Source organism: Methylomonas fluvii (assembly GCF_014850975.1).
GTDB lineage: Bacteria > Pseudomonadota > Gammaproteobacteria > Methylococcales > Methylomonadaceae > Methylomonas > Methylomonas fluvii.
Window position 1 is genome coordinate 103,006 of sequence record NZ_JACXST010000003.1, and the last position, 25,210, is coordinate 128,215.

General features: G+C 50.4%; 20 protein-coding genes and 1 pseudogene. 7 read left to right on the plus strand and 14 right to left on the minus strand.

Features of this window, described 5'->3' with window-relative positions; all coding sequences use genetic code 11:
- Nucleotides 1-526 precede the first annotated feature (526 nt).
- Nucleotides 527-736 carry a hypothetical protein gene (locus EBB_RS18000; protein WP_192395149.1) on the minus strand — a complete coding sequence of 70 codons (210 nt, stop codon included), beginning with the start codon at nt 734-736 and terminating at the stop codon, nt 527-529.
- A 324-nt stretch (nt 737-1,060) separates the two neighbouring features.
- On the opposite strand from EBB_RS18000, the pseudogene EBB_RS18005 reads away from it, so the two are divergent.
- The 5 genes and pseudogenes from EBB_RS18005 (at nt 1,061) to EBB_RS18025 (ending at nt 9,461) form a co-directional block, all read left to right on the plus strand.
- Nucleotides 1,061-2,281: pseudogene (locus tag EBB_RS18005) on the plus strand (IS3 family transposase).
- A gap of 306 nt (nt 2,282-2,587) precedes the next feature.
- Nucleotides 2,588-5,218, plus strand: a complete 2,631-nt coding sequence (locus tag EBB_RS18010) for a chemotaxis protein CheB (RefSeq protein WP_192395150.1) — start codon at nt 2,588-2,590, stop codon at nt 5,216-5,218.
- Complete coding sequence (locus tag EBB_RS18015; protein ID WP_192395151.1) at nt 5,202-7,436, plus strand: putative bifunctional diguanylate cyclase/phosphodiesterase; 2,235 nt, start codon at nt 5,202-5,204, stop codon at nt 7,434-7,436. The genes EBB_RS18010 and EBB_RS18015 overlap by 17 nt, the downstream gene beginning before the upstream one ends.
- 283 nt (nt 7,437-7,719) lie before the next feature.
- The gene (locus EBB_RS18020) at nt 7,720-8,340 is read left to right on the plus strand and encodes a BON domain-containing protein (RefSeq protein WP_192395152.1); all 621 of its coding nucleotides are present in this window, start codon (nt 7,720-7,722) and stop codon (nt 8,338-8,340) included.
- Nucleotides 8,337-9,461: a DUF1207 domain-containing protein gene (locus tag EBB_RS18025; protein ID WP_192395153.1), complete on the plus strand. Its 1,125-nt coding sequence runs from the start codon at nt 8,337-8,339 to the stop codon at nt 9,459-9,461. Before EBB_RS18020 ends, EBB_RS18025 begins: the two co-directional genes overlap by 4 nt.
- A gap of 320 nt (nt 9,462-9,781) precedes the next feature.
- Here the strand turns inward: EBB_RS18025 and EBB_RS18030 are convergent, their stop codons facing one another.
- On the minus strand, nt 9,782-10,216 hold the full coding sequence (locus EBB_RS18030; protein WP_192395154.1) for a DUF2383 domain-containing protein: 435 nt from the start codon (nt 10,214-10,216) through the stop codon (nt 9,782-9,784).
- A 499-nt stretch (nt 10,217-10,715) separates the two neighbouring features.
- Here EBB_RS18030 and EBB_RS18035 point away from each other — a divergent pair, with 499 nt between their 5' ends.
- Nucleotides 10,716-11,069, plus strand: a complete 354-nt coding sequence (locus EBB_RS18035) for an EF-hand domain-containing protein (protein ID WP_192395155.1) — start codon at nt 10,716-10,718, stop codon at nt 11,067-11,069.
- 93 nt (nt 11,070-11,162) lie between these two features.
- Here the strand turns inward: EBB_RS18035 and gorA are convergent, their stop codons facing one another.
- From gorA to EBB_RS18070, 7 genes are all read right to left on the minus strand, one after another.
- Entirely contained in the window at nt 11,163-12,515 is a 1,353-nt protein-coding gene (gorA, locus tag EBB_RS18040) for a glutathione-disulfide reductase (protein WP_192395156.1), read from the minus strand.
- A 10-nt stretch (nt 12,516-12,525) separates the two neighbouring features.
- On the minus strand, nt 12,526-13,053 hold the full coding sequence (locus tag EBB_RS18045; RefSeq protein WP_192395157.1) for a peroxiredoxin: 528 nt from the start codon (nt 13,051-13,053) through the stop codon (nt 12,526-12,528).
- A 94-nt stretch (nt 13,054-13,147) separates the two neighbouring features.
- The gene (locus tag EBB_RS18050; RefSeq protein ID WP_192395158.1) at nt 13,148-13,591 is read right to left on the minus strand and encodes a ferritin family protein; all 444 of its coding nucleotides are present in this window, start codon (nt 13,589-13,591) and stop codon (nt 13,148-13,150) included.
- A 47-nt stretch (nt 13,592-13,638) separates the two neighbouring features.
- Entirely contained in the window at nt 13,639-14,136 is a 498-nt protein-coding gene (locus EBB_RS18055; RefSeq protein ID WP_192395159.1) for a hypothetical protein, read from the minus strand.
- Between the two features lie 593 nt (nt 14,137-14,729).
- Nucleotides 14,730-15,080: a four-helix bundle copper-binding protein gene (locus tag EBB_RS18060; RefSeq protein ID WP_192395160.1), complete on the minus strand. Its 351-nt coding sequence runs from the start codon at nt 15,078-15,080 to the stop codon at nt 14,730-14,732.
- A gap of 190 nt (nt 15,081-15,270) precedes the next feature.
- A complete protein-coding gene (locus EBB_RS26030) occupies nt 15,271-15,603 on the minus strand; it encodes a CsbD family protein (RefSeq protein WP_225587589.1) in 333 nt (110 codons plus the stop codon).
- Nucleotides 15,584-15,769, minus strand: coding sequence for a CsbD family protein (locus EBB_RS18070; protein ID WP_192395161.1), 186 nt, complete (start codon nt 15,767-15,769; stop codon nt 15,584-15,586). Before EBB_RS18070 ends, EBB_RS26030 begins: the two co-directional genes overlap by 20 nt.
- A gap of 365 nt (nt 15,770-16,134) precedes the next feature.
- On the opposite strand from EBB_RS18070, the gene EBB_RS18075 reads away from it, so the two are divergent.
- Nucleotides 16,135-17,160, plus strand: coding sequence for an SbmA/BacA-like family transporter (locus EBB_RS18075; RefSeq protein ID WP_225587591.1), 1,026 nt, complete (start codon nt 16,135-16,137; stop codon nt 17,158-17,160).
- 201 nt (nt 17,161-17,361) lie between these two features.
- On the opposite strand, the gene EBB_RS18080 is transcribed toward EBB_RS18075, so the two are convergent.
- The 5 genes from EBB_RS18080 to EBB_RS18100 all read right to left on the minus strand — a co-directional run bounded on the left by EBB_RS18080 (nt 17,362) and on the right by EBB_RS18100 (nt 25,209).
- Complete coding sequence (locus tag EBB_RS18080; protein WP_192395163.1) at nt 17,362-17,898, minus strand: PRC-barrel domain-containing protein; 537 nt, start codon at nt 17,896-17,898, stop codon at nt 17,362-17,364.
- 176 nt (nt 17,899-18,074) lie between these two features.
- Complete coding sequence (gene mgtA, locus EBB_RS18085; RefSeq protein WP_192395164.1) at nt 18,075-20,666, minus strand: magnesium-translocating P-type ATPase; 2,592 nt, start codon at nt 20,664-20,666, stop codon at nt 18,075-18,077.
- A gap of 60 nt (nt 20,667-20,726) precedes the next feature.
- Entirely contained in the window at nt 20,727-21,365 is a 639-nt protein-coding gene (locus EBB_RS18090) for a histidine phosphatase family protein (protein ID WP_192395165.1), read from the minus strand.
- Nucleotides 21,366-21,372: 7 nt separating this feature from the next.
- Nucleotides 21,373-23,766 (minus strand): phosphoketolase family protein, encoded by a 2,394-nt coding sequence (locus EBB_RS18095; protein WP_192395166.1) that lies wholly within the window; start codon nt 23,764-23,766, stop codon nt 21,373-21,375.
- A 318-nt stretch (nt 23,767-24,084) separates the two neighbouring features.
- Nucleotides 24,085-25,209: an ABC transporter permease gene (locus EBB_RS18100; RefSeq protein ID WP_192395167.1), complete on the minus strand. Its 1,125-nt coding sequence runs from the start codon at nt 25,207-25,209 to the stop codon at nt 24,085-24,087.
- Between the last annotated feature and the right edge of the window lies 1 nt (nt 25,210).

A 25,210-nucleotide genomic window follows, 5' to 3' on the forward strand; every position in this document is an offset into this window, starting at 1 on the left:
AACATTGACTTTGTCAGATTGAATATAAGTTTGCCGCCTTACGCATCCTGGATTTGGCTATCATCGCGTTGAAGTCTGGGGTGTGACAACTAAACTCACCCAGTTAGGCTTGTCCATTATGGCCAAACATTCAACGTCACTGGAACACCTCCCCGGGGGATCGCAAAAAGTCTCGGTATTACGCTGCTCTGCTGGCAAACAAGACAACGTTACGGGTGTCCGAGTGAGTCCATTCTTTAAAGTCGATGGGCAATTCTAGCAATGGGCCCGTCATGCAAGACTTCAACGATCCATCTATGGCAACGTACAGCCGTTTATTGTGCTTATATGATTTGAATTGGTGATCTGAGTATGCGGGTTTAGTGTCCATTACTACCGTGTAGGGGAATTGTAGGAACCTTTAACTTATAGAGTGTTTCTTAAAGTTGTCTTAAGAAACATTCTAGTTATTAAACGGTTATGTCATCTATCAAGAAATAGCTTTTATAAAATGCGGTAACCAGTGACGGGGCGGAATACTAGCTACTCAAACGGCTCTATCGAATTTGCTGACAAAACTGACTTGGAAGTTTTGCTGGGTGATGCCGGATGCAATATGTTTGCTATGGCGAATGTATGAATCGTAAATGCCTTGACCATCGTGAGATTGCATATTGCGGTAGCCGTCGTAACCCTTCGGCGCCAAGAAGGCGTGATTAATCTGTTGTGTCAGGGTCATATGTTTTTTTAGGGACATGTTGGTTTTCTGATGATTTAAAGCCCATGACATTACATCTTTATTGTCCTGAAATCTGTGATCTAGTATTCGTAATGGTGGTCGTCGAGATCGATTCGTGCTGATGGTTGCGGGTTTCAGCTGCTTGCCAAAGTGACGAAGGAAGTGTCACATTTTCGTAACATAATAGTCGTACGCGCGTTTGAAGTCGGGGTCAATGATTACATTACGAAACCGTTTTCGCCCCGAGATTTGATCGTCCGAATTAACTCGGCCATCAATGTATGATGTGGTTACACTTTGCTGGACACACTTTTACAATGTTTAAAAAGAAGTGTGAATCCTATGAGCCGAGAAAAACCCAATACCTATACTGCCGAATTCAGAGCCTCAGCCGTTAAACTGGTGAATGAATCAGAGCAATCTGTTGCCCAGGTCGCCCTTGATCTTGGCATCAACGTGAATACCCTGCATACCTGGATTGGCAAATACAGTCGTCGCCAATCGCCTGATAATCCGACAAGAACTGATGATCATCTTTACGACGAACTCAAGCGTCTCCAGAAAGAGGTCGCTCGCCTGACGGAGGAGCGGGATCTACTAAAAAAGGTCGCCGCGTATTTATGCCCTGCGGGTACTTTGCCAAGGAGCAACGGTCGACTGCATGGATGCAGGAGGTAGGGCAACGCAGGAGCGGTTGCCGAGAAGTACGCCTGGATCAAGCAACATTCGCCGGAATTCACCGTGCTTTCGATGTGTCGGCTTTTACAAGTCTCCCCAAGCGCTTACTATGCCTGGTTGCATCGCGCACCGTCATCACGGGAGCGAGAAGATGCCCAACTCAGCGGTATGGTGCAAACGACATTCGAAAAAAGCCGTCACACTTACGGCACCCGTCGACTCAAAATGGCGTTGTCCCATCAAGGTCAAGCGGTGGGTCGACGCCGGATTGGACGATTGATGAAAGAAGCAGGCTTAGTCTGTAAAACCAAGCGTCGATTTAAAGTCACCACCGATTCCAATCATGATCTACCGATTGCCTCCAATCATCTGAAACGGCAGTTTGCCGTTGATCAAGCAAACCGGGTCTATGTGGGGGACATTACCTATATCTCTACTCAAGAAGGCTGGTTGTATTTGGCGGTGGTCATCGACTTGTTTTCCCGTCAGATCGTTGGCTGGTCAATGGCCGAGCATATGAAAACCCAGTTGGTTAATGACGCACTTCTAATGGCTATTTGGAAACGTAAACCCAGCAAAGGTTTGTTATGGCATACCGACCGGGGCAGCCAATATGCCTCAGAAAGCCATCGGGCTTTGCTCAAACAACACGGCATTCAACAAAGTATGAGCCGAAAAGGCAACTGTTGGGACAACGCCGTATCGGAAAGCTTTTTTCATACCCTGAAAACCGAGTTGATTCACCAGCAAACCTTCCAAACCCGAGCCCAAGCTAAACAAACGATTTTTGAATATATCGAAGTGTTTTATAACCGAGAGCGGCTTCATTCCGCCAGCGGCTATCTGTCTCCGGTTAATTACGAATTGCGGCATCAAGCCGCTTAACTATGTGTCCGGTTTAGTGTTGACACATCAAGTTAGGGGTTAGGGGGAGCTCGTTTGTTCCAGAATTTATGCATTAAAGCCCTTCGGACTAAGAACCGATGTGCGATAGCGCACCGACTTAGGCTTATGGAAGCGTTATTTTTAAACCTTTAGAAGATCACTTAGCGGCCAGCAAGTATAAGTAATCAATTTATTTTGGATTAAACGCTTGTGAATGTACTCTCTGCAAACCTTAAGCATTATGCAGGTTAAGGAATGGCAAAATGTAATTCTCTGCCGTCAATTTAACTCAAAGTGAGCTGAAACATGGTTAAAACCAACCCGGCCAGTTTAGGCTCCAATGCGTTGACGGTTGTTAGTGCCGCCAAGCAAACACCCAAAATCCTAAATACCAGCAAGCCAGGTATTGATTCGGATAGTACACCGCCTATTATTGCCATAGGCACATCAGCGGGCGGCTTGGAGGCCTTGGAACAGTTTTTTACTCATGTTCCGCCTGACTGCGGCGTGGCGTTTGTGGTGATTCAACATCTCGACCCCAATCATCAGGGCATGCTGCCGGAATTGCTGCAGCGTGTGACGCCGTTGAACGTGACCCAAGCCGGTGAGCGCATGAAAATTGCGCCGAACTGGGTGTATGTGATTCCCCCCAACAAAGACTTGTCCATCCTGCACGGCAAGCTGCATTTGCTTGAACCGGTGGCACCCAAAGGTTTGCGTTTGCCGATCGATTCGTTCTTTCGGGCCTTGGCCGACGATCAGCATGAACGCGCGACTGGCGTTATCCTATCGGGTATGGGTTCGGATGGCACCTTGGGCTTGCGTGCCATCAAGGAAAATGCCGGTTTGGCCGTGGTGCAAACGCCGGAGTCCGCGCAATTCGATTCGATGCCGAGTAGTGCGATTAACGCCGGTGTGGCGGACATTGTGGAGACTCCTCCGGAGCTGTGGGGAAAAATCCTGGCCTATCTGCAGCACCGCCCGCGCGGATTGCATGCCGTGCCGGACATTGTCCTGGAGTTAAAAAACCAAAGTGCGTTGGAGCAAATCGTCATCCTATTGCGCGAGCGCACCGGCAACGATTTTTTGCTATACAAAAAAAACACCATTTATCGGCGTATCGAGCGGCGCATGGGGCTGCACCAGATCGACTCTATAGCTAAATATGTGCGCTATTTGCGGGAGAATCAGCAAGAACTGGATTTGCTGTTCAAGGAGCTGTTGATCGGCGTGACCAGTTTTTTTCGCGATCCGGTGGTATGGGAGACTTTGAAGACCGAGGCCATGCCCACGCTGTTCGTGCAGTATCCGGCCGGTAAGGCCTTTCGGGCCTGGGTGGCCGCCTGCTCAACCGGCGAGGAAGCCTATTCACTGGCTATTATTTTCAAGGAAGCGTTGGCGGCCAGCCAAACGCCGCAGCCGTTTAAGCTGCAAATTTTTGCCACCGATCTTGATCAAGACGGGATAGACAAAGCCCGGCAAGGGCTTTATCCGGCTAATATCGCCGAAGATATGTCAGCAGAACGCCTAAACAAATTTTTCAGCAAAACCGATGGCGGCTATCGAATTAATAAGGAAATTCGCGAGATGGTGATCTTTGCGTCGCATAACGTAATCATGGATCCGCCGTTTACCAAGCTGGATCTGCTGTGCTGTCGTAATCTATTGATTTACTTAAGCCAGGAATTGCAGAAAAAATTGATTTTGTTGTTCCATTACACGCTGGCCAATCAGGGGGTTCTGTTGCTAGGCAATGCCGAAACCACGGGCAATACCGGGCATTTATTCAGTGTCATCGACAACAAATCGCGACTTTACCGGCGGATCGGCACGCCTTTTCCTCTGGATGTGGATTTTCCTACCAAGTTTTTTCCAATAGCACCCATGACCAACGACACCGACAAAACCCCATCCATTGCCAACCTGCAAACCTTGGCGGATCAATTGTTGCTGCAACATTTCTCGCCGGCGGCGGTATTGGTTAATGCCGGCGGCGATATCCTTTATATCAGCGGCCGCACCGGGAAATACCTGGAACCTGCGGCTGGCAAGGCCAACTGGAATATTCACGCCATGGCCCGCGAAGGTTTACGGCACGAATTGATCGGTGCACTAAAGAAAGCCCGCAGTCAAGTTGAAGCCGTGCACGTGGCCGGGCTCAGCGTCGGCACCAACGGGGGTAGCCAAATAGTGAATCTGACGGTTCAAGCTATCACTAAACCGGAGGCCTTAAACGGCATGTTGATTGTGGTGTTTACCGATGTCGCAGCGCCGGCTAGTGGCAGCGCGATACGTAAAACACCGAGCGCTACCCAGAAAGCGTTGCAAAATGAACTGCAACAAGCCCGCGAAGATTTACAAACCTTGCGCGAAGAAATGCAGACCTCGCAAGAAGAGTTGAAATCCGCCAACGAAGAGCTGCAATCGACCAACGAAGAGTTGCAGTCCACCAATGAGGAGTTAACTACCTCCAAGGAAGAAATGCAGTCCTTAAACGAGGAACTGCAAACCGTGAATGCCGAGTTGCAGGTCAAAGTGGACGACCTGTCGCGGGTCAGCAACGATATGAACAATCTACTGAATAGCATGGAAATTGCCACGGTGTTTTTGGATAACACCCTGAACATCCGCCGTTTTACCAGCCACATCAGCCATTTGTTCAAAGTGATCGCCGCCGATGTCGGCCGGCCGTTATCGGATATTGTCACCGATTTGGATTATCCAGACCTACAACAAGACGCCCAAGCGGTGCTGCGAACCCTGGTGTTTGTGGAAAAACAGATCAGAGCCCGCGACGAGCGCTGGTTTAAAGTGCGCATCATGCCATACCGCACTCAAGATAATTTAATCGACGGTGTGGTGATTACCTTCATCGACATCTCCGAAACTAAAAAGCTGGAAGCCGAATTAAGGAACAGCGATGAAAAAACGCCATGATGGCAGCAGTAATAACAGCGGGGAATTACGTCAGCGCGCGGAACGGCAATTAGCAGAAACAGCACCGAAAAGCGCCAGCGAATCGCAACATAGGTTGATGCATGAATTGCAAGTGCATCAAATCGAACTACAGATGCAAAACGAGGCTTTACAAGAAGCCCGTACCAGCGCGGAACAAGCCTTGTTACGCTATGCCGAACTGTTCGATTTCGCTCCGGTTGCGTACTTTACACTGGCAAAGGACGGCAGCGTCCAGCAGACCAATTTCAACGGCGAGCGGATGTTGGGTATCGAGCGCTACAAAATAACCGGGCGACACTTTGCCAATATCGTGGCAAGCGAATATCGACCGGTTTTCAGGGATTTTCTGGAAAAGGTGTTTGCCAATCCAGGCTCGCAGCATTGCGAAATTGTGCTGGAACCTGGCGGTCATCCTCGCTGGGTGACGGTCGAGGCCATAGCAGATAGCCACCGCCAAACCTGTCTGGCCGCCATGGTCGATATAAGCGAGCGCAAAAGTAACGAGCGAGAATTGCAATTGGCGGCGACTGTTTATCTGGCTATCGAAGAGGCCATTCTAGTAGCCGACACCCACCATAAAATCATTGCCGTCAATCCGGCATTTACCAAACTCACCGGTTATTCCTCCGCCGAAGCCATTGGTCAAAACACCTCTTTACTGAAATCCAGCCGCCATGATGAGGCTTTTTTTACCGAGATGTGGAAGCAATTGAATAGTACCGGCCAATGGCTAGGCGAGATTTGGAACCAACGAAAAAACGGCTCGGAATATCTGGCGCGCTTATCCATCAGTACCGTTTACGGGGACAATGGCCGGGTGATTCGCCGCGTGGCGATGGCGTCGGACATCACCGAACAACGCCGCGCCGAAGCATTGATTCATCAACAAGCTAATATCGATCCGCTGACCGGTCTGCCGAACCGGCGCATGTTTCTGGACCACTTGCAGCGGGCGATCAACAAATCCCACCGCGAGCATCAAAAGCTGGCTTTAATGTTCATGGATCTGGATCATTTCAAGGACATCAACGATACCTTGGGCCACGATGTCGGGGATAGATTGCTCAAGGAAACCACGCAGCGCCTGACGAGTTGTATTCGCGACACCGACACGCTGGCCCGGCCGGGTGGCGATGAATTTACGTTGATAATGAGCGAACTGCACGAAATCAACAGCATCGACCGGGTGGCGCAGGCGATGTTGCGCACCATGACGGCACCATTTCAACTCAATAACGAACGTTGCTATGTCTCGGTCAGTATTGGCATTGCCTTATACCCTGATGATGCTGATACGATGGAAGACTTGCTGAAGAAAGCCGATCAGGCTATGTATGCCGCCAAAGACTTGGGCCGTAGCCGCTTTTGCTATTTCACGCCGGCCATGCAGGAAGCCGCCGAGATTCGATTACGGTTAACCAACGATCTTCGACACGCCTTGACCGATAATCAAATCTGGGTGGCCTATCAACCGATTGTGGATTTGGCGACGGGCGAAATCAAAAAAGCCGAGGCGCTGGTGCGATGGCAGCATCCCACGCGGGGTTTGGTGAGTCCCGCCGAGTTTATTCCGATAGCGGAAGACAGCGGTTTGATCGCCGAGATAGGCTCCTGGGTGTTCCATCAGGTAGCCAACCAGGTGGCCAAGTGGCGCGTTAATCACCATTCCATGTTTCAGATCAGTATCAATAAATCCCCGGCGCAATTTCATAATAACAGCGACAAAATGGCAGATTGGTTTGAACACTTAAACCGATTGGGCTTGCCGGGCGGCTGTATTGCCGTGGAAATCACCGAGGGACTATTGTTGGATAATTCCAGCGTGGTATCCGATAAATTGTTGGCGTTTAAAGATGCCGGCATGCAAACGTCTTTGGATGATTTCGGCACTGGCTATTCCTCGCTATCTTATTTAAAAAAATACCACATCGATTTTTTAAAGATCGACCAGGCCTTTGTCTCCAATCTGGTCGCCAACTCCACCGACATGGCGCTCTGCGAAGCCATTATCGCAATGGCGCACGTCTTGGGAATGAAAGTGATTGCTGAAGGAGTGGAAACGGTAGAACAACGCGACTTGCTGATTAAGGCCGGCTGCGATTATGGGCAAGGCTATTTGTTCTCGAAACCGGTGACCGCCGAGGAGTTCGAGAAGCTATTTCCGGTTGAAAAGACTGAATCTGTGGCAAGCAGTTAGTTAGCGGCTTTCCGTAAAACCAAGGAAGGCTAAACCCAATTTCTGCCCTGTCGCCATATATCACAATCTAGTCAAGTGATTGCCTCGTAGATCTACATTGCAACGGCAACACTCAATACTCAATGTTCGGCAGCGTACAGACTGCTCCCGGTTCTGTCCCTAGAATCGCAACTAGCTTCCAAACAGCCGGGTTTTCCATCTCCATGCGGATTTTTGCTAACGCATGCAGTGCCGCCTGACTCGGCACGTTTTCCGTAAATCACCCATTCCCAAGGAACAAGCCATGAAAATCAGATCCGATTATCCCTATAGACTCTTCAGTAACAAGTTGTTCGCGATGGCCTGTTTGTCTGCCGTGTTAGGACTTGCCGCTTGCCAGCCGGAAGGTCAGGCGGAAAAAGCGGGAAAAAAAGTCGATAAGGCCGTGGAAAACGCCGGACAAAAAATCGAACAAAGCGCTGAAAAAGCCGGGCAGAAAATTGAAGCGGCAAAAGAGTCGGTAGCGCAGCAAGCGGGAAAAGCCGAAGCATCCATCGATAAGGCAGCAGAAACGTCCAACGACTCATTGGAAAAAGCCGGCAAACAGATCGATCAAGCCATCAATCATTCCGAACACCGCCTTGAAGCGGCCAAGGATGCGGTGGTGGATAGCACTAAAGCAACCGGCGAATACCTGGACGACTCGGTGATTACCGCCAAAGTTAAGACAGCCTTGCTAAACGATGACTTCCTGAAACTGGCGCCGATTGACGTAACGACTGTAAACGGTGTGGTCACCTTGCGCGGCACGGTGGATTCTGAGCAATTGGTAGGCAGAGCGCTTGGCCTGGTTAACGGTCAGGAACATGTGAAGTCGGTACAAAACGAATTATTGGTTAAAACCAGCGTGCCGAGTAAACAATGAGACATTATTCATTAACCAGCTTAGCGGGCATTTTGTTGCTGTCGGCTCCTATGGCGCAGGCTACGCCCGCCGATGATGCCTATATCGCCGGTTATGCTGCTGCCGCTTTGAAGCACAGTATAAAACTCGATATGCCGGCATTGACGGTAAAAGACGGTGTGATTACCTTGCCTGCCGCAGGGATGTCCGGTGCGGAACGCGCTCAGGCCTGTAAGGTCTTGGCGGAAATTCCCGGTGTGAATGCCGTGAAAATAGCCGAAACCACCGAGGTACATGCCAAGGAGGCCGCTTCGCTAGCTGCTGATCCGACAACGTTGACCACGGCCGAGAGCCTCGTGTTGCCGACAGGACTATTGCCGACCGGGCATTTGTTTAAAGGGCTATTAGCCGATCCGCGTTGGGCGCATTTTTCCGCGACTTATCGCAATTACCAGAGCAATAATTTCGACGGTCGCGATATAGCTTCGGTAAGCTTTGGCGAAACCATACCGTTTTATCGGGCCAATATCGGTAATTCCACGGCGCAATGGGAAGCCGGCTTGCAGGCTGGTGTGTTCAGCGACTTCAACCTGGACGCCTCGTCAGCCGACCTTGTCAATACCGATTTTATTGCCTCTATCTATTCCAGCGTGCGTGCCGGGCAATTTTCCGCATTTGGCCGCGTTTATCATCAAAGTTCGCATTTGGGCGACGAGTTTTTGCTGCGCAAAGTCAATACCACATTCGAGCGGGTCAACCTCAGTTATGAGGGCGTGGATTTAAAACTATCTTACGAATTGCCCTATGGCGTGCGTATCTACGGTGGCGGCGGCGGTCTGTTTGATAGAGAACCGTCTGCTCTGAAAAAATGGTCGGCACAATACGGTATCGAATTTAGAAGCCCATGGCGTCTGGATTTTGCATCGATGCGTCCGATTATTGCCGCCGACATCAAGAACTACGACCAAAACAACTGGAGCGCCGATATATCGGCCAGAGCCGGGGTCGAATTCGACAATTCCAAAGTACTGGGACGCAAACTGCAAATTCTGGTCGAATATTTCAACGGCTATTCGCCCAGCGGCCAGTTTTACAAAGACAAAGTGGAATACGTCGGCTTGGGAGCGCATTACCATTTTTAGATTGCCTATGTTAGCAGACAAAGCGAATTGCTATCGGTGTGCTTTTTTCGGCGGAACAAGAGGGCGGCTATCCGCCGGTACCGCATAGCGACGCCCTACTGCTGGAGTCCAAGATTCTGGCTGTCGCGGATATAGTCGAAGCGATGGGCCTCGCATCGGCCGTATCTTGCAGCCTTGGGCATTGAAGCGGCTCTAACGGAAATTACCAGGCAACGCGGGATTAGTTTAGACTAGCAAGTGGTCGATACTTGTCTGCGGGTTTTTCAGGTGCATGGATACATAATAGAAGATTAGGCATTCATGCACCTGAAACGGTTTACCTAGGCCATTACTGCAACCAATAGGCTGTCCAACGTGCGCATGTGTCTTTGCTGAGCAGGCAGCAGTTTGGTTTCGATCAAAGAGCGAATGTCCGATGGCAGTTCATGATCCTGCAACACTTTTTCATATTCCTCTAAGCCGGTTAATTCGCCCTCGCGCAAGGCCTTTAGCGCAGCTTGTTTACCCAACAACATGGCGCTGGCCATGAATATTTTTGCCCAAGCCCCCCAAGCTCCGGAATCTTGAACGGCTATATCGCCCAATTGTTGAATTTTGCCCTGCAAACTGAAAACGGCGGCCTTATGTTCCTCAAAAGAAGACATTAAAACGTCCATTTCTCCCAGAGCAGTTTCTTTCCTGAATCTATTCAGTGCCTGTTGATAGGTTGCCACTGCGGACAATTCATTTTGTAGCAATGATTGGATGTGAGACATAAGAAAACTCCCAGCTGATTGATTATGGGGTGACTAGCGACTAGTAGATCAGTTGATTGCACACGATAACGACTGTACAAATAAAATGGAAATCTATCAGTTCGCTAACACACACAGCTCTACTGTTTGAAATGCTGTTTCTCTGCAATTGTTTATGGGCGGTGAGATTTTCTCCGAAACGTCTTGCGTGGGCAGTATCGCCAAACATAGACCCCCATTTTTATAGCTTTCATGAAAATTAATATGTGCGCCAGCGAACCGACTTAATTAATGGGTAGGGAGTAAACTTAAGCTGTATCGGAATATTAATTTATTAGGCGAGGGTATGAATTAATGGCAGGTGTATTTTTTTTAATTGCTGCCATGGATTTCGGGTGAATTTCAAAACATTTTAAATGCACGCCTTAATTATCAAGGCTTCAAAGCTAAATAGGTATTATCTCGAAGGCTATTTTTTATACCAAAAAATACTTATATTTATTAATCAAAGTGAATCAATATGAAAACCAATAACACGATCAGCAATACATCTGACAATATCAGTCAATTTTCTAAAGTTATCCGGATAGCGGGTGTGCTGGCTATCGGCCTGAGTGCAATTATGCAGCCGGTGAATGCCGAGAACTCGCAGATAAAACCCGCTAAAAAATCACCTGACGGTAAGGGTAATTTGCCCACGTTTGCTCAAGCCGATATTAATGGCGATCACGTCGTTACTAAAAGCGAGTTACAGAATTTTCCTTATTTATTACAAACCTTCGACAAAGTCGATGCCGGTAACGATGGCAAGCTTGAACAGCACGAATATCAAAATCTGAAAATGGAAACCAAACGCGAAGGCGAAGTTAAGTAAGTTGATATAAGTCCAATCCCAGGAGACGTTAGTCTCCCCGGATCGGCGCTAATGCTTATAACGGCAAGGATGCATTGCCTTGCAAAGCGTCTTTTAGGACACGGCTTTATGCAGGCTAACAAACTCTTCGGCAGCAGTAGGGTGGATGCCGAGAGTCGAATCGAACAAGGCTTTGGTCGCGCCGGCACGCATCGCTACAGCCATGCCTTGAATAATTTCCGGCGCATCGGCGCCTATCATATGCAGCCCAATCACCTTGTCCGTATGGCGCTCCACGATCATTTTCATCAGGGTATTTTCGTCTTTACCCGACAGCATATTTTTGATGGGTTTGAATTCGGTTTTATAAATATCGATGTCCGAATATTTTTGCCGCGCCTGCGCTTCAGTTAAACCGACGCTGGCGATATTGGGCTGGCAAAACACGGCGGTGGGAATGTTATCGTAATCCACCGGTCGGGACTGCTTGGCAAATAAATTACTCACTAGCGCCTCGCCTTCGGCTATCGCTACCGGGGTCAGGTTCACTCGGTCGGTGACATCACCCAGCGCATAGATGGACGGCACATTGGTTTGATAGTGGCTATCGACTATGATCGCGCCTTTGTCGTCCAGGGCTACGCCCAATTGTTCCAGGCCGAATCCGCGCGAATTCGGCGTTCTGCCGGTGGCGTACATCACCAAGTCTGTCGTCATGGTATTGCCATCCAGCAAGCTGACGCTAAAGGCATTGCCATCAGCAGCAATAGCTTGGACGTCGCAATTGAATAGAATCTTGATACCTTGTTTGCGCATCGCAGCGGCCAAAAAATCGCGAATATCTTCGTCAAATCCCTCCAGCAGTTTTTCTCCCCGATGACAAACAGTCGTATCGACACCCAGCCCGTTTAGAATGCTGGCAAATTCGACCGCGATGTAACCGCCGCCGACAATTACGATGCGCTCAGGCAACTTATCCAGGGAAAATAGTTCATTAGAGGTAACGATGTGTTGCTTGCCGGCTATATCCGGCACAAACGGCCAGCCGCCGGTGGCCAGCAAAATGCGTCTTGCCGTACATTGTCTGCCGGCGACCGCTACGGTATGGGCATCGAGCAATTGTGCTTTGCCAGTAAAAATGGTCACGCGGGATTGTTGCAAGTGGTGTTGATAGACCGCTTGCAGACGCTCGATTTCCCGGTTTTTGTTGGCGATCAAACTGGGCCAATCTAAGGAGGCATTGTCCAGCGTCCAACCGAAGCCGGCAGCGGCGGCAAAGTCGTCTTTAAATTGCGAGGCGTAGACCAACAGTTTTTTCGGTACGCAGCCCAGGTTGACGCAGGTGCCGCCGAAATGGCGGACTTCCGCTATCGCAACCCTGGCACCCTGATTGGCTGCGGCATTGGCGGCGCGCACGCCGCCGGAGCCGGCGCCCACCACGAATAGATCGTAGTCATACGTAGTCATAGGAATAGGCTCATTTCTGTTGCTGCAGATAAGCCAGCATGGTGTCCACATCGCTCACCGTAAAGGGATCATCTGGACAATTGTCGGTTTGACCAGGTTCGCCAAAAATTTTTAGAATCTTTTTGTCCTCGACCAACATCGAGTAACGCCAGGAGCGGCTGCCGAAACCTACATTGTGTTTTTTCACCAGCATACCCATTGCTTCGGTAAATTCGCCGTTACCGTCGGGTAGCATTTTGACGTTGGCGATTTTTAGATGCTGGCCCCATTGGTACATCACAAAGGCATCGTTGACGCTCAGGCAGTAGACCTCATCAATGCCATGAGCGATCAGTTCCTGGTATTTTGCGTCAAAGCCGGGCAGATGCTTGTTCGAGCAAGTGGGCGTGTATGCCCCGGGTAGCGCCAGTATCACTATGGATTTACCTTTGAAAATCTCATCGGTGCTGACATCCTGCCAACGAAATGGATTTTCTCCGGGGACACTTTCATCGCGAACACGGGTTTTAAAGATTACATCTGGAATAGTGGTAAGCATGGTGTGGGACTCCTTGGAACTTTAACATTGGCATCGAGATAAACGATGCCAATGTGTGCTGAAATAAACGTATCGTTTGGGCTGGTGAAGCTTACTAAGCGGTTATCGAGCCCATCATTTGATTTAAGATGTCGATATGGGCGTGTTGCGCGGGGAGCAGCTTGAGTAGGATCAAGCTACGGATATTGGAACCGAGTTTCTTATCCAAGAGAGCTTTTTCATAGTCGCCCAGACCGCTCTTTTCGCCTTCCTGTAATACTTTTAGCGCGGCTTGTTTACCGAAGACATTGGCGCCGCCTTGAATCAAGTTGGCCCAAGAACCCCATACACCGGAGTCCTTGGCCGGCGTACCGCCAAACTCGCGAATTTGAGTCTGCAAACTGGAAACGGCTGCTTTATGCGCTTCGTAAATCGGCAGCAGTAACTCCGATTCACCGAGTGAAACCTCTTCCCGAAGTTTTTTTAATACCTGACTGTAGGTCTCAGTGGCTGAGAGTTCGTCAATCAGTAAACTGTCTATCATTTCGATGCTCTGCATAATAAAAAATCCTGTGTATTGGTTGTGGGGGGCTATGGCGAAGAGCATCAAACGATGACCGATACTTCTTCCGATGAAGAAATATCCTCTGCCTCAGCCTGTTGGAAAATGGTGTTAGCGGTATCCCGGTTCTCCACGGTTGCCGTATTGACGGCGATCAGCGTGCTTCCGGCTTTGATTTTTTCTTGGTAGTGCTCGGCGTGATGTATTGGGATGCCTACACCGACTAAGGCCGCAATTAAATCGTTAACTTGGTCTGTTTGAGGTATGCGACTTAATTCCACCATAATCGGTCCCGCGGCAATGAAACGACCGACGCCCGGAATGTCCAGGCTATCGATGCCGCTGAGCCATTCCAGATCACGGTTGTGTTCCTCGGTACTATCGGTATTTTCGTAGGAAGTTTGTTGAAGATCGGGGAGGGAGGAATTCTCTGGAAATACCAACGATATTTCATTGTTAGAAAACCCCGCCGTTTTAAGATTGTTAACGATAGCGGCTGTCTGACCGATGTCTTGGCAGATGCAAAAAACAGGTTTATACATAATAGTCTCTTCGATCTGAATAACAGCTAATTTGTAGCTGCTATCTGGATGAATATTTACGGCGATTTCATTAACAATATTGGACTTCTCTCAGGAATCTTATAGCTATTAATGATTTATTTATCGATCACTAAGATATTGAATATTTATTAGTCAATATCTTTTATTGGGACTTGAAGATACAGTTAAATTATATTTGAGTCGGTACGCTGTCACACACTCGCGGTAAATAAAAATAGAGAACTAGTAAAACGCCATAACTCATTATTGGGAGTATTTTTACCGGTATCAATTATTGACAATTTAGGATTTTAAAAAAGCAAGCAGGTCGTTATTAAGTTGGTCTTTATGTGGGTTGGCTATCTGTGGTTTTAGGCAATAGAAAAGCTTGTGCTTAGCTCCGCAGAAGACTGGATGCAGGCTGGCGCGGCAGTTGATTTTGCCGAGTAAGGCTCTATTGGCGGCGTGGTTGTCTGACCAAGCGGCAGGAGTATGGGGAGTGTCCTTAATGCACGGCGCACAGGCTGACAGTACCGTCGCAATCACCACCGCCGATAATACAAATCTAGGTCGTATCACGGCGGAGGAGCCGTTTAATGTTGAGTGCTAAGCATTTGCCGGCAACTGTCGGCGCATTGTTGGCAGGCCACAACACAATCCTTCATACCGCCGATTTCATCGCATTCCGCCGCGCAGGCTTCGCATATTTCCGCACAAAGTGCGTGGAGGTGATGCAAAAAATGCGAGCCGGTCAGTTGAAAATTGGCCGACGTCTGGCAAATCTCGGCGCAGTTCAGCATCAGGCGTAAATGTTTGGCTTTGATGTGCTTGCCGCCGGTTTCCAGGCAATGGTTCATTGCGGTTTGTAAACAAATCTGGTGGCAAAGGCTGCATGCCGCTATGCAAGCTTGCGTGGCATGTTCTGATTGGGATGTTTGATGCATGGAATTCTCCGTTAAGTGGGGGAGTCAATTCGTCCTAGAATCAAATGCTGACGCGGAAAGTACTAGTTTTGCGCCTAGCAGTCAGACTGTTCTGTTCAAATGCGTAACGATCTTTCAAGTAAGAGCGGCTAGCCGGCCAACGTTAACTCCAAAGGGGGAGGCGATATGTCGACCGACTAGCTGCTTTGTCTTATTTGCCTTCCTTAATATCCTGCTTGATATCGCCATAGCCTTTCTGGGCTTTGCCGAGATTTTTTTGGACATTACCTTCTACTTGCATGCCTTTGTCGTCGATGATCTTGCCGGTCGCTTCCTTGACCTTGCCTTTGGTTTCTTCGACTCGGCCTTCTACCTGATCTTTGTTAATCGGGGCTTCATGGTCTGCGGCGAAGGCGCCAAACGAGCACAAAGCAGTGAGGACGCCGGCCGATAATATATAGCGTTCGGTTTGGGTAAATTTCATGAGCTTGCCTTTGGTCAGTTGGGTGTGCAGGTAACGGGTGTTATTCGTCGTCCACAGCATTTTTGATATCGTCCTTGACATCGCCAAAGCCTGACTGAACTTTACCGACGTGCTTCTGCACCTTTCCTTCCAATTCCAACTCGTCGTCGTTCGTTAGTTTACCGGCGACTTCTTTGATTTTGCCTTTGGTCTCTTCGACACGGCCTTTTACTTGATCTCTGTTCATGATGACTCCTGGTGGTGTTTTAATTTTATTGAAGCGAATGAGCGTTTTTTTAGGGCTCGGGACCAACCATACTCGTGACCTTGAACGGAGTCGGTGCGTCAACGCACATTGATGCAGCGGACGGTGATGACGGCAAGTTGTTATGGCTCGGATGTTGGTACGCTAGCGTACAGACTTACAACCCTATGCAGCCCATCCTGTAACTGGCGGTTTCCAGGTTAATCGTGAAGATGTATGACGGCCTGAAATTTCTATATAGCCAACGCAAATTATTTCACCGTGGAGCACCTACCGTGCCAGGTCAAACTGGGTTTTTCTTTAAGTTTTTGAAACTGGCCGGGCCTTTTTGGCGGTCAGAACACCAAATGCGCATCTGCAGGCGGACCTTTAATTTACTGATTTTGACCGTGTTACAGATCATCATTGCTGTGATGAATACGCAATGGAGCGCCGCGCTTTTCGACGCATTGGAACAGCGCAATATGCCCGGGCTGATGAACCAAGTGCGGGATCTGGGATTAATCTTTGTGGCCAGCATGCTGGTGACCGTTTTACATCTGAAAATCAAACGGGATTTGCAAATCAGTTGGCGCGCCTGGCTAACGGCACACGTGATAGGTCGCTGGATGAACAAAGGCCATCATTACCAAATCGCCCAGATACTGACAGTGGGCCACGATAATCCGGATGGCCGCATCGCCGAAGATATTCGCATCGCCACCGACGAAGCCGTTAATCTGTGTTACACGCTGTTTTACAGCTTGTTATTGTTGGCCAGCTTTACCCAGATTCTCTGGACGCTGTCCGGCACCGTGATGCTGGATTTTGGCGGTATGCAACTCCCGATAGCCGGACATTTGGTTTGGTTGGCTTTGCTGTATGCCGCACTGGCCTCTGTGTTAGGTTGGTTGGCAGGGCGACCGCTGACCTTAACCACCAACGCTATGCAAACGGTTGAAGCTAATTTTCGCTTCGGTTTGGTCAAGGCCCGGGAAAATGCTCAGGCAATTTCGGTCCATAACCGGGAAGCTCACGAAAAAAAGCGCTTTCTCAGTCTGTTTCAAGACATTAACGGGATCTACGATCTGCAAACCCGGGCCTGGGAGCACATTATTCTGTTTAGCTCCGGCTATGCGGTGTTATCGATGGCGTTGCCCATTTTGATCACCGCGCCGCGCTTTATTCTGGGGAGTATTACGCTGGGGGCGTTGATGCAGTCGGTGCAGGCCTTTCAACAAATGGCCGCGGCTTTGTCCTGGCCCGTGAATAATATGCCGGTGATTGCCCAATGGCATGCTTCGGTTGATCGGGTGTTGGGCTTGGTCGAGGCCTTGAATGATTTAGAACAGCAGCAAAGCGCTTGCGCCAAGCCTTCAATTGAACTTGAGTGAGCTTAGCAATACGGCTCAGAGCGCATCGTCCGAAATCAAAAATCACAAAAAAAGAATGCCCGGTCCGACTTGGCGGGGGGCATTTTGGAGGCGCTATACACGGAAGAAATGCGGTCTCAGTAAATCGTTAAAAAAATCAAAATTCCATCGATTTAGTAATAGGGTGATTTTTTCGATAGTTGCTAGTCGTGGCTATCAAAACTATGGTTTTACTCGATAAAACTGGCCGAGCGCCTCGCGTTGTTCTTCCCATTTTTCAGAATTTTCCGGCCAATGCTTTTTGTCAAAACCAGGGGCCTTTTTTAAAGTGTCTTTATCCAGATCAAGGACATAATAATTCTTGGGGCTGGTCCAATGCAGTGCTCGCCAGGGAATGGCAAACAGTTTGTCGCCCATGCCCATGATCCCGCCGAAGGATACGACTGCGTAAACCACTTGACCATTCGCCGGATCGATCACCAAATCCTTGATGTCGCCGAGACCGTCACCCGTAGTGTTTTTCACCTTGGCGCCGGTGATCTTGCTGGCTCGACTGACCTGCTGCATTGATTTGTTGGCTTCCTGGGCCCGTTCTATGGATACTTCTTTGTTGGCTTTATTGAGTTCGACTTGCTTTTCTTTGACTTCTTCTTGTTTTTCGAGAACGTCTTTTTGTTTCTCTTTGAGGTCATCGGCGTAGATAGGGCTTAGCAATGCCGCGCTTAGAAAAGTTAAGGCTACCATGGATAATATTTTCATAGGTTTCTCCGGCTTTTTATTTAGAGTAGTGGGTTGCTAGTTTGGCTGGAGCTCTGTAAGGCACCGCAAACTTTCCCTACTCTATTCGACACCGCTGGTGCAGTCGGTACGCTGTCGAACATATTGACCAATGGGCCGGTAGTCGTGCCACCAGTTTTTTCGTATTGCAACGTGGTTCAAACCGAGCGATGACCAATGCGTTGTGGTTTGCCGTGTTTGTTATGCCAGCTGTAAAAACCTCGTTTGGCCAGTTCCACCACGAATAGATAAGAAACTGCCATCGCCGCCAGAATTAAATAAAACTGGGAGGGCGGCGGCACGAAGCCGAAATAATGGCCTAGTGGGGTAAACGGCAGGATGGCGCCGATCAACGCGATAGACAGCGAGGTCGCGACCAGCACTGGATGCGCCCGGCTTTTGAAGGGGTTGCCACGGGTGCGGATGATGAAAATTACCAACACTTGGGTACACAGGGATTCCACAAACCAGCCGGTTTGGAACAAGGCTTCGTCGGCTTTCAATACCGTCAATAGAATGTAAAACGTCAAAAAATCGAATGCCGAACTAATCGGGCCGATCACCAGCATGAAATTGCGGATGAAGTTCATGTCCAATACCCGTGGAGTACGCAGTTCTTCCGCATCGACCTGATCCAAAGGAATAGGCACTTCAGATATGTCATACAGGATGTTGTTCAGCAGAATCTGCGTCGGCAGCATCGGCAAGAAGGGTAGAAACAGCGCAGCACCAGCCATGCTGAACATATTCCCGAAATTGGAGCTGGTGCCCATCATGATGTATTTCAAAATATTGCCGAAAGTGCGCCGGCCTTCGAGAACGCCGTCGTGTAGCACTTGTAAATCCTGATCCAGCAAAATCATATCGGCCGCCTCTTTCGCCACGTCCACTGCTGAGTCCACCGATAAACCGATATCCGCCGAATGCAACGACGGCGCATCGTTGATGCCGTCGCCCAGATAACCGACTACATGGCCGCGAGCTTTGAGCGCCAAGATCACCCGGTTTTTTTGCGACGGATTAACCCGGCAGAACAGATTGGCTTTTTCGACGCGGATGCGCAGGGCATGGTCATCCATAGACTCGATGTCTTTACCGGTCAGTACGCCGATGACCGGTATGTTCAATTGGGCGCAGACGTGCTGGGTCACCAAGTCGCTGTCGCCGGTGACGATTTTCACCGTTACGCCGCTATCTTTCAATGCCGCCAATGCCGCACCGGCGCTTTGTTTGGGCGGATCGAGAAAGCCGGCAAAGCCGGCGAAAATCAGCTCGCTTTCATCGCCCACCACCGCGTGTGGATGATCTTGCGGCACTTCCCGCCAGGCAATGCCCAACACCCTGAAGCCTTCTCGCTCCAGTGCATTATGCTGTTCGTGGATGCGAGCTCGACTGGCCGGATCGAGCGGCACTTGCACGTCGCTGCCTTGCTGCTCGTAGTGGGTACACAGGGTAATGATTTCCTCGGACGCACCTTTCACCACCAGCAAGCGGCCATTGCCTTTATCCAGTAACACCGATACCCGCCGCCGCTCGAAATCGAATGGCACTTCATCGATCTTTTTCCAGGCGGAAACGTCGATGGATTCATGCGCGAGGATGGCTTCGTCCAGCGGGCTTTTCAGACCGGTTTCGAAGAAGCTGTTCAGATATGCCAGCTCCAGCACTCGCGCACTGGGTTGGCCTTGTGGATCGACATGCTGTTCCAGTCTGATCTTGGCTTCGGTTAGGGTACCGGTTTTATCGGTACATAGTACGTCCATCGAGCCCAGATTCTGAATCGCTGCCAGACGTTTGACGATCACCCGCTTTTCGGCCATGTGCATCGCGCCTCGCGACAATGTGACCGATACCACCATGGGCAGTAGCTCTGGTGTCAAACCTACCGCCAGCGCCACGGCAAACAGGAAGGACTCCAGCCAAGGTTTGCCCAAATAGGCGTTGACCAATAACACAAACAATACCAGCAACACGGTCAGACGCATGATCAGTAAACCAAAGCGATGGGTACCCACTTCAAACGCCGTCGCCGGCGGCTTGCTGGTCAGGCTATCGGCGATAGCGCCGATAGCGGTGGCCGTGCCGGTTTTAATCACGCGCATTTTGCCGCTGCCACTGATGACGGTGGTGCCCATGAATACGGCGTTGCTGGCATCCTGCAAGTCTGTGGCATCCGCCGGCAATTCGCCTGGATGTTTTTCGATAGGATAGGCTTCGCCTGTCAGCAATGCCTGTTTGACGAATAGGTCGCAGGCTTCCATTAATAAGCCGTCCGCCGGCACCATATCGCCAGCGGAGAGCAGCGCAACATCGCCGGGCACCACCTCTGTCACCGGAACATCGATAGGTTTGCCATCCCGCATCACCCTGGCCTTGACCGTAACCGAATGCCGCAAACTTTCCGCAGCCTTGCCGGCTCGATGTTCCTGGACAAAATCCAAGGTAACGCTGAACAGCACCATGATACTAATGATCACAAAGTTGGTGATTTCGCCGGTGAACGCGGAAATTGCGCTGGCGACCAGTAATAACAGCACCAAGGGGTTTTTGAACCTCGCCAGAAATTGCAGTAACAAGGCTTGCTGCTGATGATCGCGGAACATATTGGGGCCAAATTCCGCCAGCTTGGCGCTGGCTTCGGCACTGGATAATCCTCCAACATCGTTAGCGCGGGCGGTGCGCAGTTGCGAAGGTGATTGTAGCCACCAACTTTCGGTATCGGCCTTGGCTTTGTCATTAGATTTTTTCATATGCTGCTCGATAGTTGAGGTGGCGGTTAGCCGGATTAAGTATTTGAATGTGATGACAACTCAAGTCCCTGCCCGTTGCCGCAACTGCTCAGGCAAATGATTCCGGTCACCCAGCACTTCCAGCATAGGCCCGTATTCAGTGAACTTGATAATGCTTACCGAGGCTGCGAGCGCGTTGATGCGATCCCGATAGCGGCCCAAGTCGATGCCTAGCAAACTGCACAGCAAAATACGAATAGTCGCCTTGTGCGATACCAGCAATACATTGCCGGTTTTGTATTGGGTTTGAATTTCCGTAATGACCGGCAGAGCGCGGGCGGCGATCTGGATGGCTGTTTCGCCACCGGTTGGCGGGTTCCAGGCCGGATCGGTTTGCCAGCGGATGTAGTCCTGAGCATGGTGCTGATTCACATTGTCCTGCTCCTGGTCCTCCCATGCGCCGTAGCTGATTTCCCTTAAGCCATCGCGAAACTGCATGGTCATGCCCACCGCATCGCACAAGGGTTGGGCGGTAGCGATAGCTCTTTGCATCGGGCTGACGTAGACATCGCTCCAGGTAAGCGAGCGGTAGGCAGCGGCAAAGGCTTGCGCCATTGCCTGGCCCTCAGCCGTCAAATCCGGATCCAGGGATCCGCAAAACGCGCCGCGTTGGCTGTATGCGGTCTCGCCGTGGCGCAGCAAATAGATTTTCAAGCTCATAGTCGCCTCAATACGGCCAGTGCCATTGATCGTCTTCCGGCCGGTCGATGCCGTTTTCGTAAGCATAATTGCGGCAGTCGATTTGCCGGTCGCGCAGCTTTTCTTTGACGTGCGCGCCGGACACTTGCAAGGCCGGTATGCGGTCTATCGCATCAATGGCCAGACTAAAGCGGTCGGTTTCGTTTTGAATTGCCAGTTCCAGCGGGGTGTTGATACTGCCTTTTTCCTTGTAGCCGCGCACGTGCAAATTGGCGTGGTTGTGGCGTCGATAGGCCAGTCGGTGAATCAGCCATGGATAGCCGTGGAAGTTGAAAATCACTGGCTTATTGACGGTAAACAGGCTATCGAAATCCCGATCCGACAGCCCATGCGGATGCTCGCCGGCCGGGACCAGTTTGTACAAATCCACCACGTTGATAAAGCGGATTTTCAGTTGCGGAAAGTTCTCGCGTAGTAACACCACCGCCGCCAAGGCTTCCTTGGTGGGAATGTCGCCGGCGCTGGCCATCACCAGATCCGGTTCGGCGCCATCGTCGTTACTGGCCCATTCCCAGATGCCTATGCCTTTGGTGCAGTGTTTGATCGCCGCATCCATGTCCAGGTATTGCAGATGCTTTTGTTTGTCACAGACGATGACGTTGATGTAGTCGGTGCTTTGCAGGCAGTGATTGGCGACCGACAGCAGGCAGTTTACGTCGGGCGGCAAATAGATCCGCGTCACCGACGGACTTTTATTGACCACTAAATCCAGGAAACCGGGGTCTTGATGGGTGAAACCGTTGTGATCCTGGCGCCAAACCGTGGAGGTAATCAGTAAATTCAGCGAAGATACCGGCGCCCGCCAGGACACGGCCTTAGACATGGCCAGCCATTTGGCATGCTGGTTGAACATAGAATCGATCACGTGTACGAAGGCTTCGTAGGACGAAAAGAAACCATGCCGGCCAGTCAATAAATAGCCTTCCAGCCAGCCTTCCAGAGTGTGCTCAGAGAGCATTTCCATCACCCGGCCATCCGTCGCCAGTTCGCCGCCGTCGGCATCTTCCGGCAGGTAATCGGCCAACCAGGTTTTCTTGCTGGCTTTGTAAACATCGTCCAACTTGTTCGAGCTGTTTTCGTCGGGACCGAATACCCGAAAGTTATGCATGTTGGCGCTCATAATGTCGCGCAGAAATTTACCCAACGGCCGGGTGTTTTCCGCTGATACCTTACCGGGGCCGTCCAAGGCCAAGGCATACTCTTGAAAATCAGGCATCCGCAACGCCTTGCGCAACAGGCCACCGTTGGCGTGCGGATTGGCGCTCATCCGCCGGTTACCGGTGGGCGCCAGGGCTTTAAGCGCAGGAATCAATTTGCCGTTACTATCGAACAGTTCTTCCGGTTTGTAGCTATGCAGCCAGTCTGACAACAGCTTCATATGCGCAGGATTATCTTTTACCCCGGCTAGTGGCACTTGATGGGAACGCCAGAACGCTTCTACTTTATGACCATCCACTTCTTTCGGTCCGGTCCAGCCTTTTGGGCTGCGCAGGACAATCATCGGCCAGTGCGGGCGGCTAGGAATACCGCTCTTACGGGCTTCCTGTTGGATTCTCCGAATCTCCAGTACACACGTTTCCATCACTCCGGCCATTAGTTGATGCATGGTTTCCGGATCGCTGCCTTCCACGAAGTAGGGCGTATAACCATAGCCGCGAAACAACTGTTCCAGCTCTTCATGGGAAATCCGCGCCAGCAACGTCGGGTTGTTAATCTTGTAACCGTTTAGATGCAGGATAGGCAGCACCGCTCCATCGCGGATCGGATTCAGGAATTTATTCGAATGCCAGGACGTCGCTAGCGGCCCGGTCTCGGCTTCGCCGTCGCCGACCACCACCGCCACCAGCAAATCCGGATTGTCGTAAGCGGCACCGTAAGCATGGGAAACGCTGTAACCCAACTCGCCGCCTTCGTGGATCGACCCCGGTGTCTCCGGCGTGCAATGGCTACCGATGCCACCGGGGAAGGAAAATTCTTTAAAAAACTGCAACAGGCCTTCTTCATCTTCGCCTTTATTCGGATAAATCTCCGCATAAGTGCCTTCCAGATACACCGGGGCCAACACCCCCGGCGCACCGTGGCCGGGGCCGGCCAGGAAAATTGCATTGAGGTCGTACTGTTTGATCAGACGGTTCAAATGGATGTAGATAAAACTCAAGCCAGGGCTGGAACCCCAGTGGCCGAGCAGGCGGTTTTTAATGTGCTCTGGTTTGAGTGGTTCTTTTAGTAAAGGGTTATCGCGGAGGTAAATCATTCCGGCGGCCAAATAATTGCAGGCTCGCCAATATGCATTGAGGTGGTGGATCTCTTCTTTGCCAAGTGGCGAAGGAATGGCAGTTGTGGATGTTTCTGGCACAGTCATGAGCAAACTCCAATAAAAATTAAATAAACCAACCAATAATAAGTCGCGGGGTTTTATTCCCGTTATTCCGCCCCGAGCATCGCAGCTTTTGGCGATAATGGCCCGCAGGGGAGCGGCAGGGATGCCGCTCGTTTTCGGAGGGGCTGGGAAGCCCCTTCCGAAAACCTTCGCCAAAAGCGAGAAGCGCAGGATTAAGGTGGAATGTCGGGTGGCCTTTTCTTTAGATACTTTCTTTTGGCCAAGCAAAAGAAAGTATCTCGGCTGTCGGGCCGAGACCCGACTTTAAAACTAGCCTTCGCGCCAGCGACATCAAGACTCTTAAACCATTGAACTAATCGTATTCCTGAATCGATTTAGCGCCAGCGCAAAAAACACTCCACCAATCCCAATCAAGGCCAAGAAATCAGCCCAAACAATACTTAACCCAGCCCCTCGATACAAAATAGCCTGCGCAAGTGACACGAAATGCGTCGTCGGTGCTGCGAGCATGATGTTTTGTACCAGCACCGGCATGCTTTCGCGCGGCGTCATGCCGCCGGATAGCATTTGCAAAGGTAGCAAGATTATCAGCATCAATAATCCTAGTTGAGGCATTGAACGCGCCAAGGTTCCCAAATATATGCCTAACGAAGTGGTGGCAAATAGATGCAGCAACATGCCCAAAATAAACAAACTCAGCGAGCCTTGAATCGGTACCTCTAGTAAGCCATGCACCACAAAAATAATGGACGCGGTCGCCACCACCACCACTACCAACCCCATCGACCAAACCTTGGCAGACATGATTTCAAAAGGCGTCAGCGGCATTACCAGCAAGTGCTCGATTGTGCCGTGCTCGCGTTCGCGGATCAGTGCCGCGCCGGTCAGAATGATGGACAGGGTGGTGATGCTGTTGACCACTTCCATTAGCGAGCCGAACCACACCGAGCTCAAATTGGGATTGAAGCGGGTTCTTATCTCCAATTCCACCGGTAGGGTCACTGATGCCCGGTGACCTTGAGCAAAGGCATTGACTTCACCGTTCAAAATCGTCTGGATGTAGGTATTGCCAATAAAGGCCTGGGAGATGCGGGTGGCATCGATATTTAATTGCAGCGCCGGCTGCCGGCCGGCCAACATATCGCGCTGGAAATGCGAGGGAATATCCAGTACAAAACTATACAAACCAACATCCATGCCGTGATCTGTTTCGTATTGATCGATAATCACCGGCGTTAAAAAATACGGTTCGTAAAAGGCGTTGATGATGCGGGTGGAGAGTGGCGAGCGGTTTTCATCAACAATGGCGATTGGCGCTTTGTGCAAGGATTGGGGCACGCCTGTGGCGATCAGATAAACCTGTCCGGTGAAGGAGAATAGGATCATCACTAGCATCATGGTGTCGCGGCTGAGGCTGCGGAGTTCTTTGATGCCTAGGTAGTAGATGTTGAGTAGGGTTTCCATT

Excerpts from the sequence above, each read along its gene's own strand:
- EBB_RS18100 (WP_192395167.1), bottom strand. The coding sequence starts at position 25,209 with ATGGAAACCCTACTCAACATCTACTACCTAGGCATCAAAGAACTCCGC.
- EBB_RS18020 (WP_192395152.1), top strand. The coding sequence starts at position 7,720 with ATGAAAATCAGATCCGATTATCCCTATAGACTCTTCAGTAACAAGTTG.
- EBB_RS18055 (WP_192395159.1), bottom strand. The coding sequence starts at position 14,136 with ATGTATAAACCTGTTTTTTGCATCTGCCAAGACATCGGTCAGACAGCC.
- EBB_RS18025 (WP_192395153.1), top strand. The coding sequence starts at position 8,337 with ATGAGACATTATTCATTAACCAGCTTAGCGGGCATTTTGTTGCTGTCG.
- mgtA (WP_192395164.1), bottom strand. The coding sequence starts at position 20,666 with ATGAAAAAATCTAATGACAAAGCCAAGGCCGATACCGAAAGTTGGTGG.
- EBB_RS26030 (WP_225587589.1), bottom strand. The coding sequence starts at position 15,603 with ATGCTGTGGACGACGAATAACACCCGTTACCTGCACACCCAACTGACC.
- EBB_RS18000 (WP_192395149.1), bottom strand. The coding sequence starts at position 736 with ATGTCCCTAAAAAAACATATGACCCTGACACAACAGATTAATCACGCC.
- gorA (WP_192395156.1), bottom strand. The coding sequence starts at position 12,515 with ATGACTACGTATGACTACGATCTATTCGTGGTGGGCGCCGGCTCCGGC.
- EBB_RS18010 (WP_192395150.1), top strand. The coding sequence starts at position 2,588 with ATGGTTAAAACCAACCCGGCCAGTTTAGGCTCCAATGCGTTGACGGTT.
- EBB_RS18035 (WP_192395155.1), top strand. The coding sequence starts at position 10,716 with ATGAAAACCAATAACACGATCAGCAATACATCTGACAATATCAGTCAA.
- EBB_RS18050 (WP_192395158.1), bottom strand. The coding sequence starts at position 13,591 with ATGCAGAGCATCGAAATGATAGACAGTTTACTGATTGACGAACTCTCA.
- EBB_RS18075 (WP_225587591.1), top strand. The coding sequence starts at position 16,135 with ATGCGCATCTGCAGGCGGACCTTTAATTTACTGATTTTGACCGTGTTA.
- EBB_RS18090 (WP_192395165.1), bottom strand. The coding sequence starts at position 21,365 with ATGAGCTTGAAAATCTATTTGCTGCGCCACGGCGAGACCGCATACAGC.
- EBB_RS18045 (WP_192395157.1), bottom strand. The coding sequence starts at position 13,053 with ATGCTTACCACTATTCCAGATGTAATCTTTAAAACCCGTGTTCGCGAT.
- EBB_RS18060 (WP_192395160.1), bottom strand. The coding sequence starts at position 15,080 with ATGCATCAAACATCCCAATCAGAACATGCCACGCAAGCTTGCATAGCG.
- EBB_RS18080 (WP_192395163.1), bottom strand. The coding sequence starts at position 17,898 with ATGAAAATATTATCCATGGTAGCCTTAACTTTTCTAAGCGCGGCATTG.
- EBB_RS18095 (WP_192395166.1), bottom strand. The coding sequence starts at position 23,766 with ATGACTGTGCCAGAAACATCCACAACTGCCATTCCTTCGCCACTTGGC.
- EBB_RS18070 (WP_192395161.1), bottom strand. The coding sequence starts at position 15,769 with ATGAACAGAGATCAAGTAAAAGGCCGTGTCGAAGAGACCAAAGGCAAA.
- EBB_RS18015 (WP_192395151.1), top strand. The coding sequence starts at position 5,202 with ATGAAAAAACGCCATGATGGCAGCAGTAATAACAGCGGGGAATTACGT.
- EBB_RS18030 (WP_192395154.1), bottom strand. The coding sequence starts at position 10,216 with ATGTCTCACATCCAATCATTGCTACAAAATGAATTGTCCGCAGTGGCA.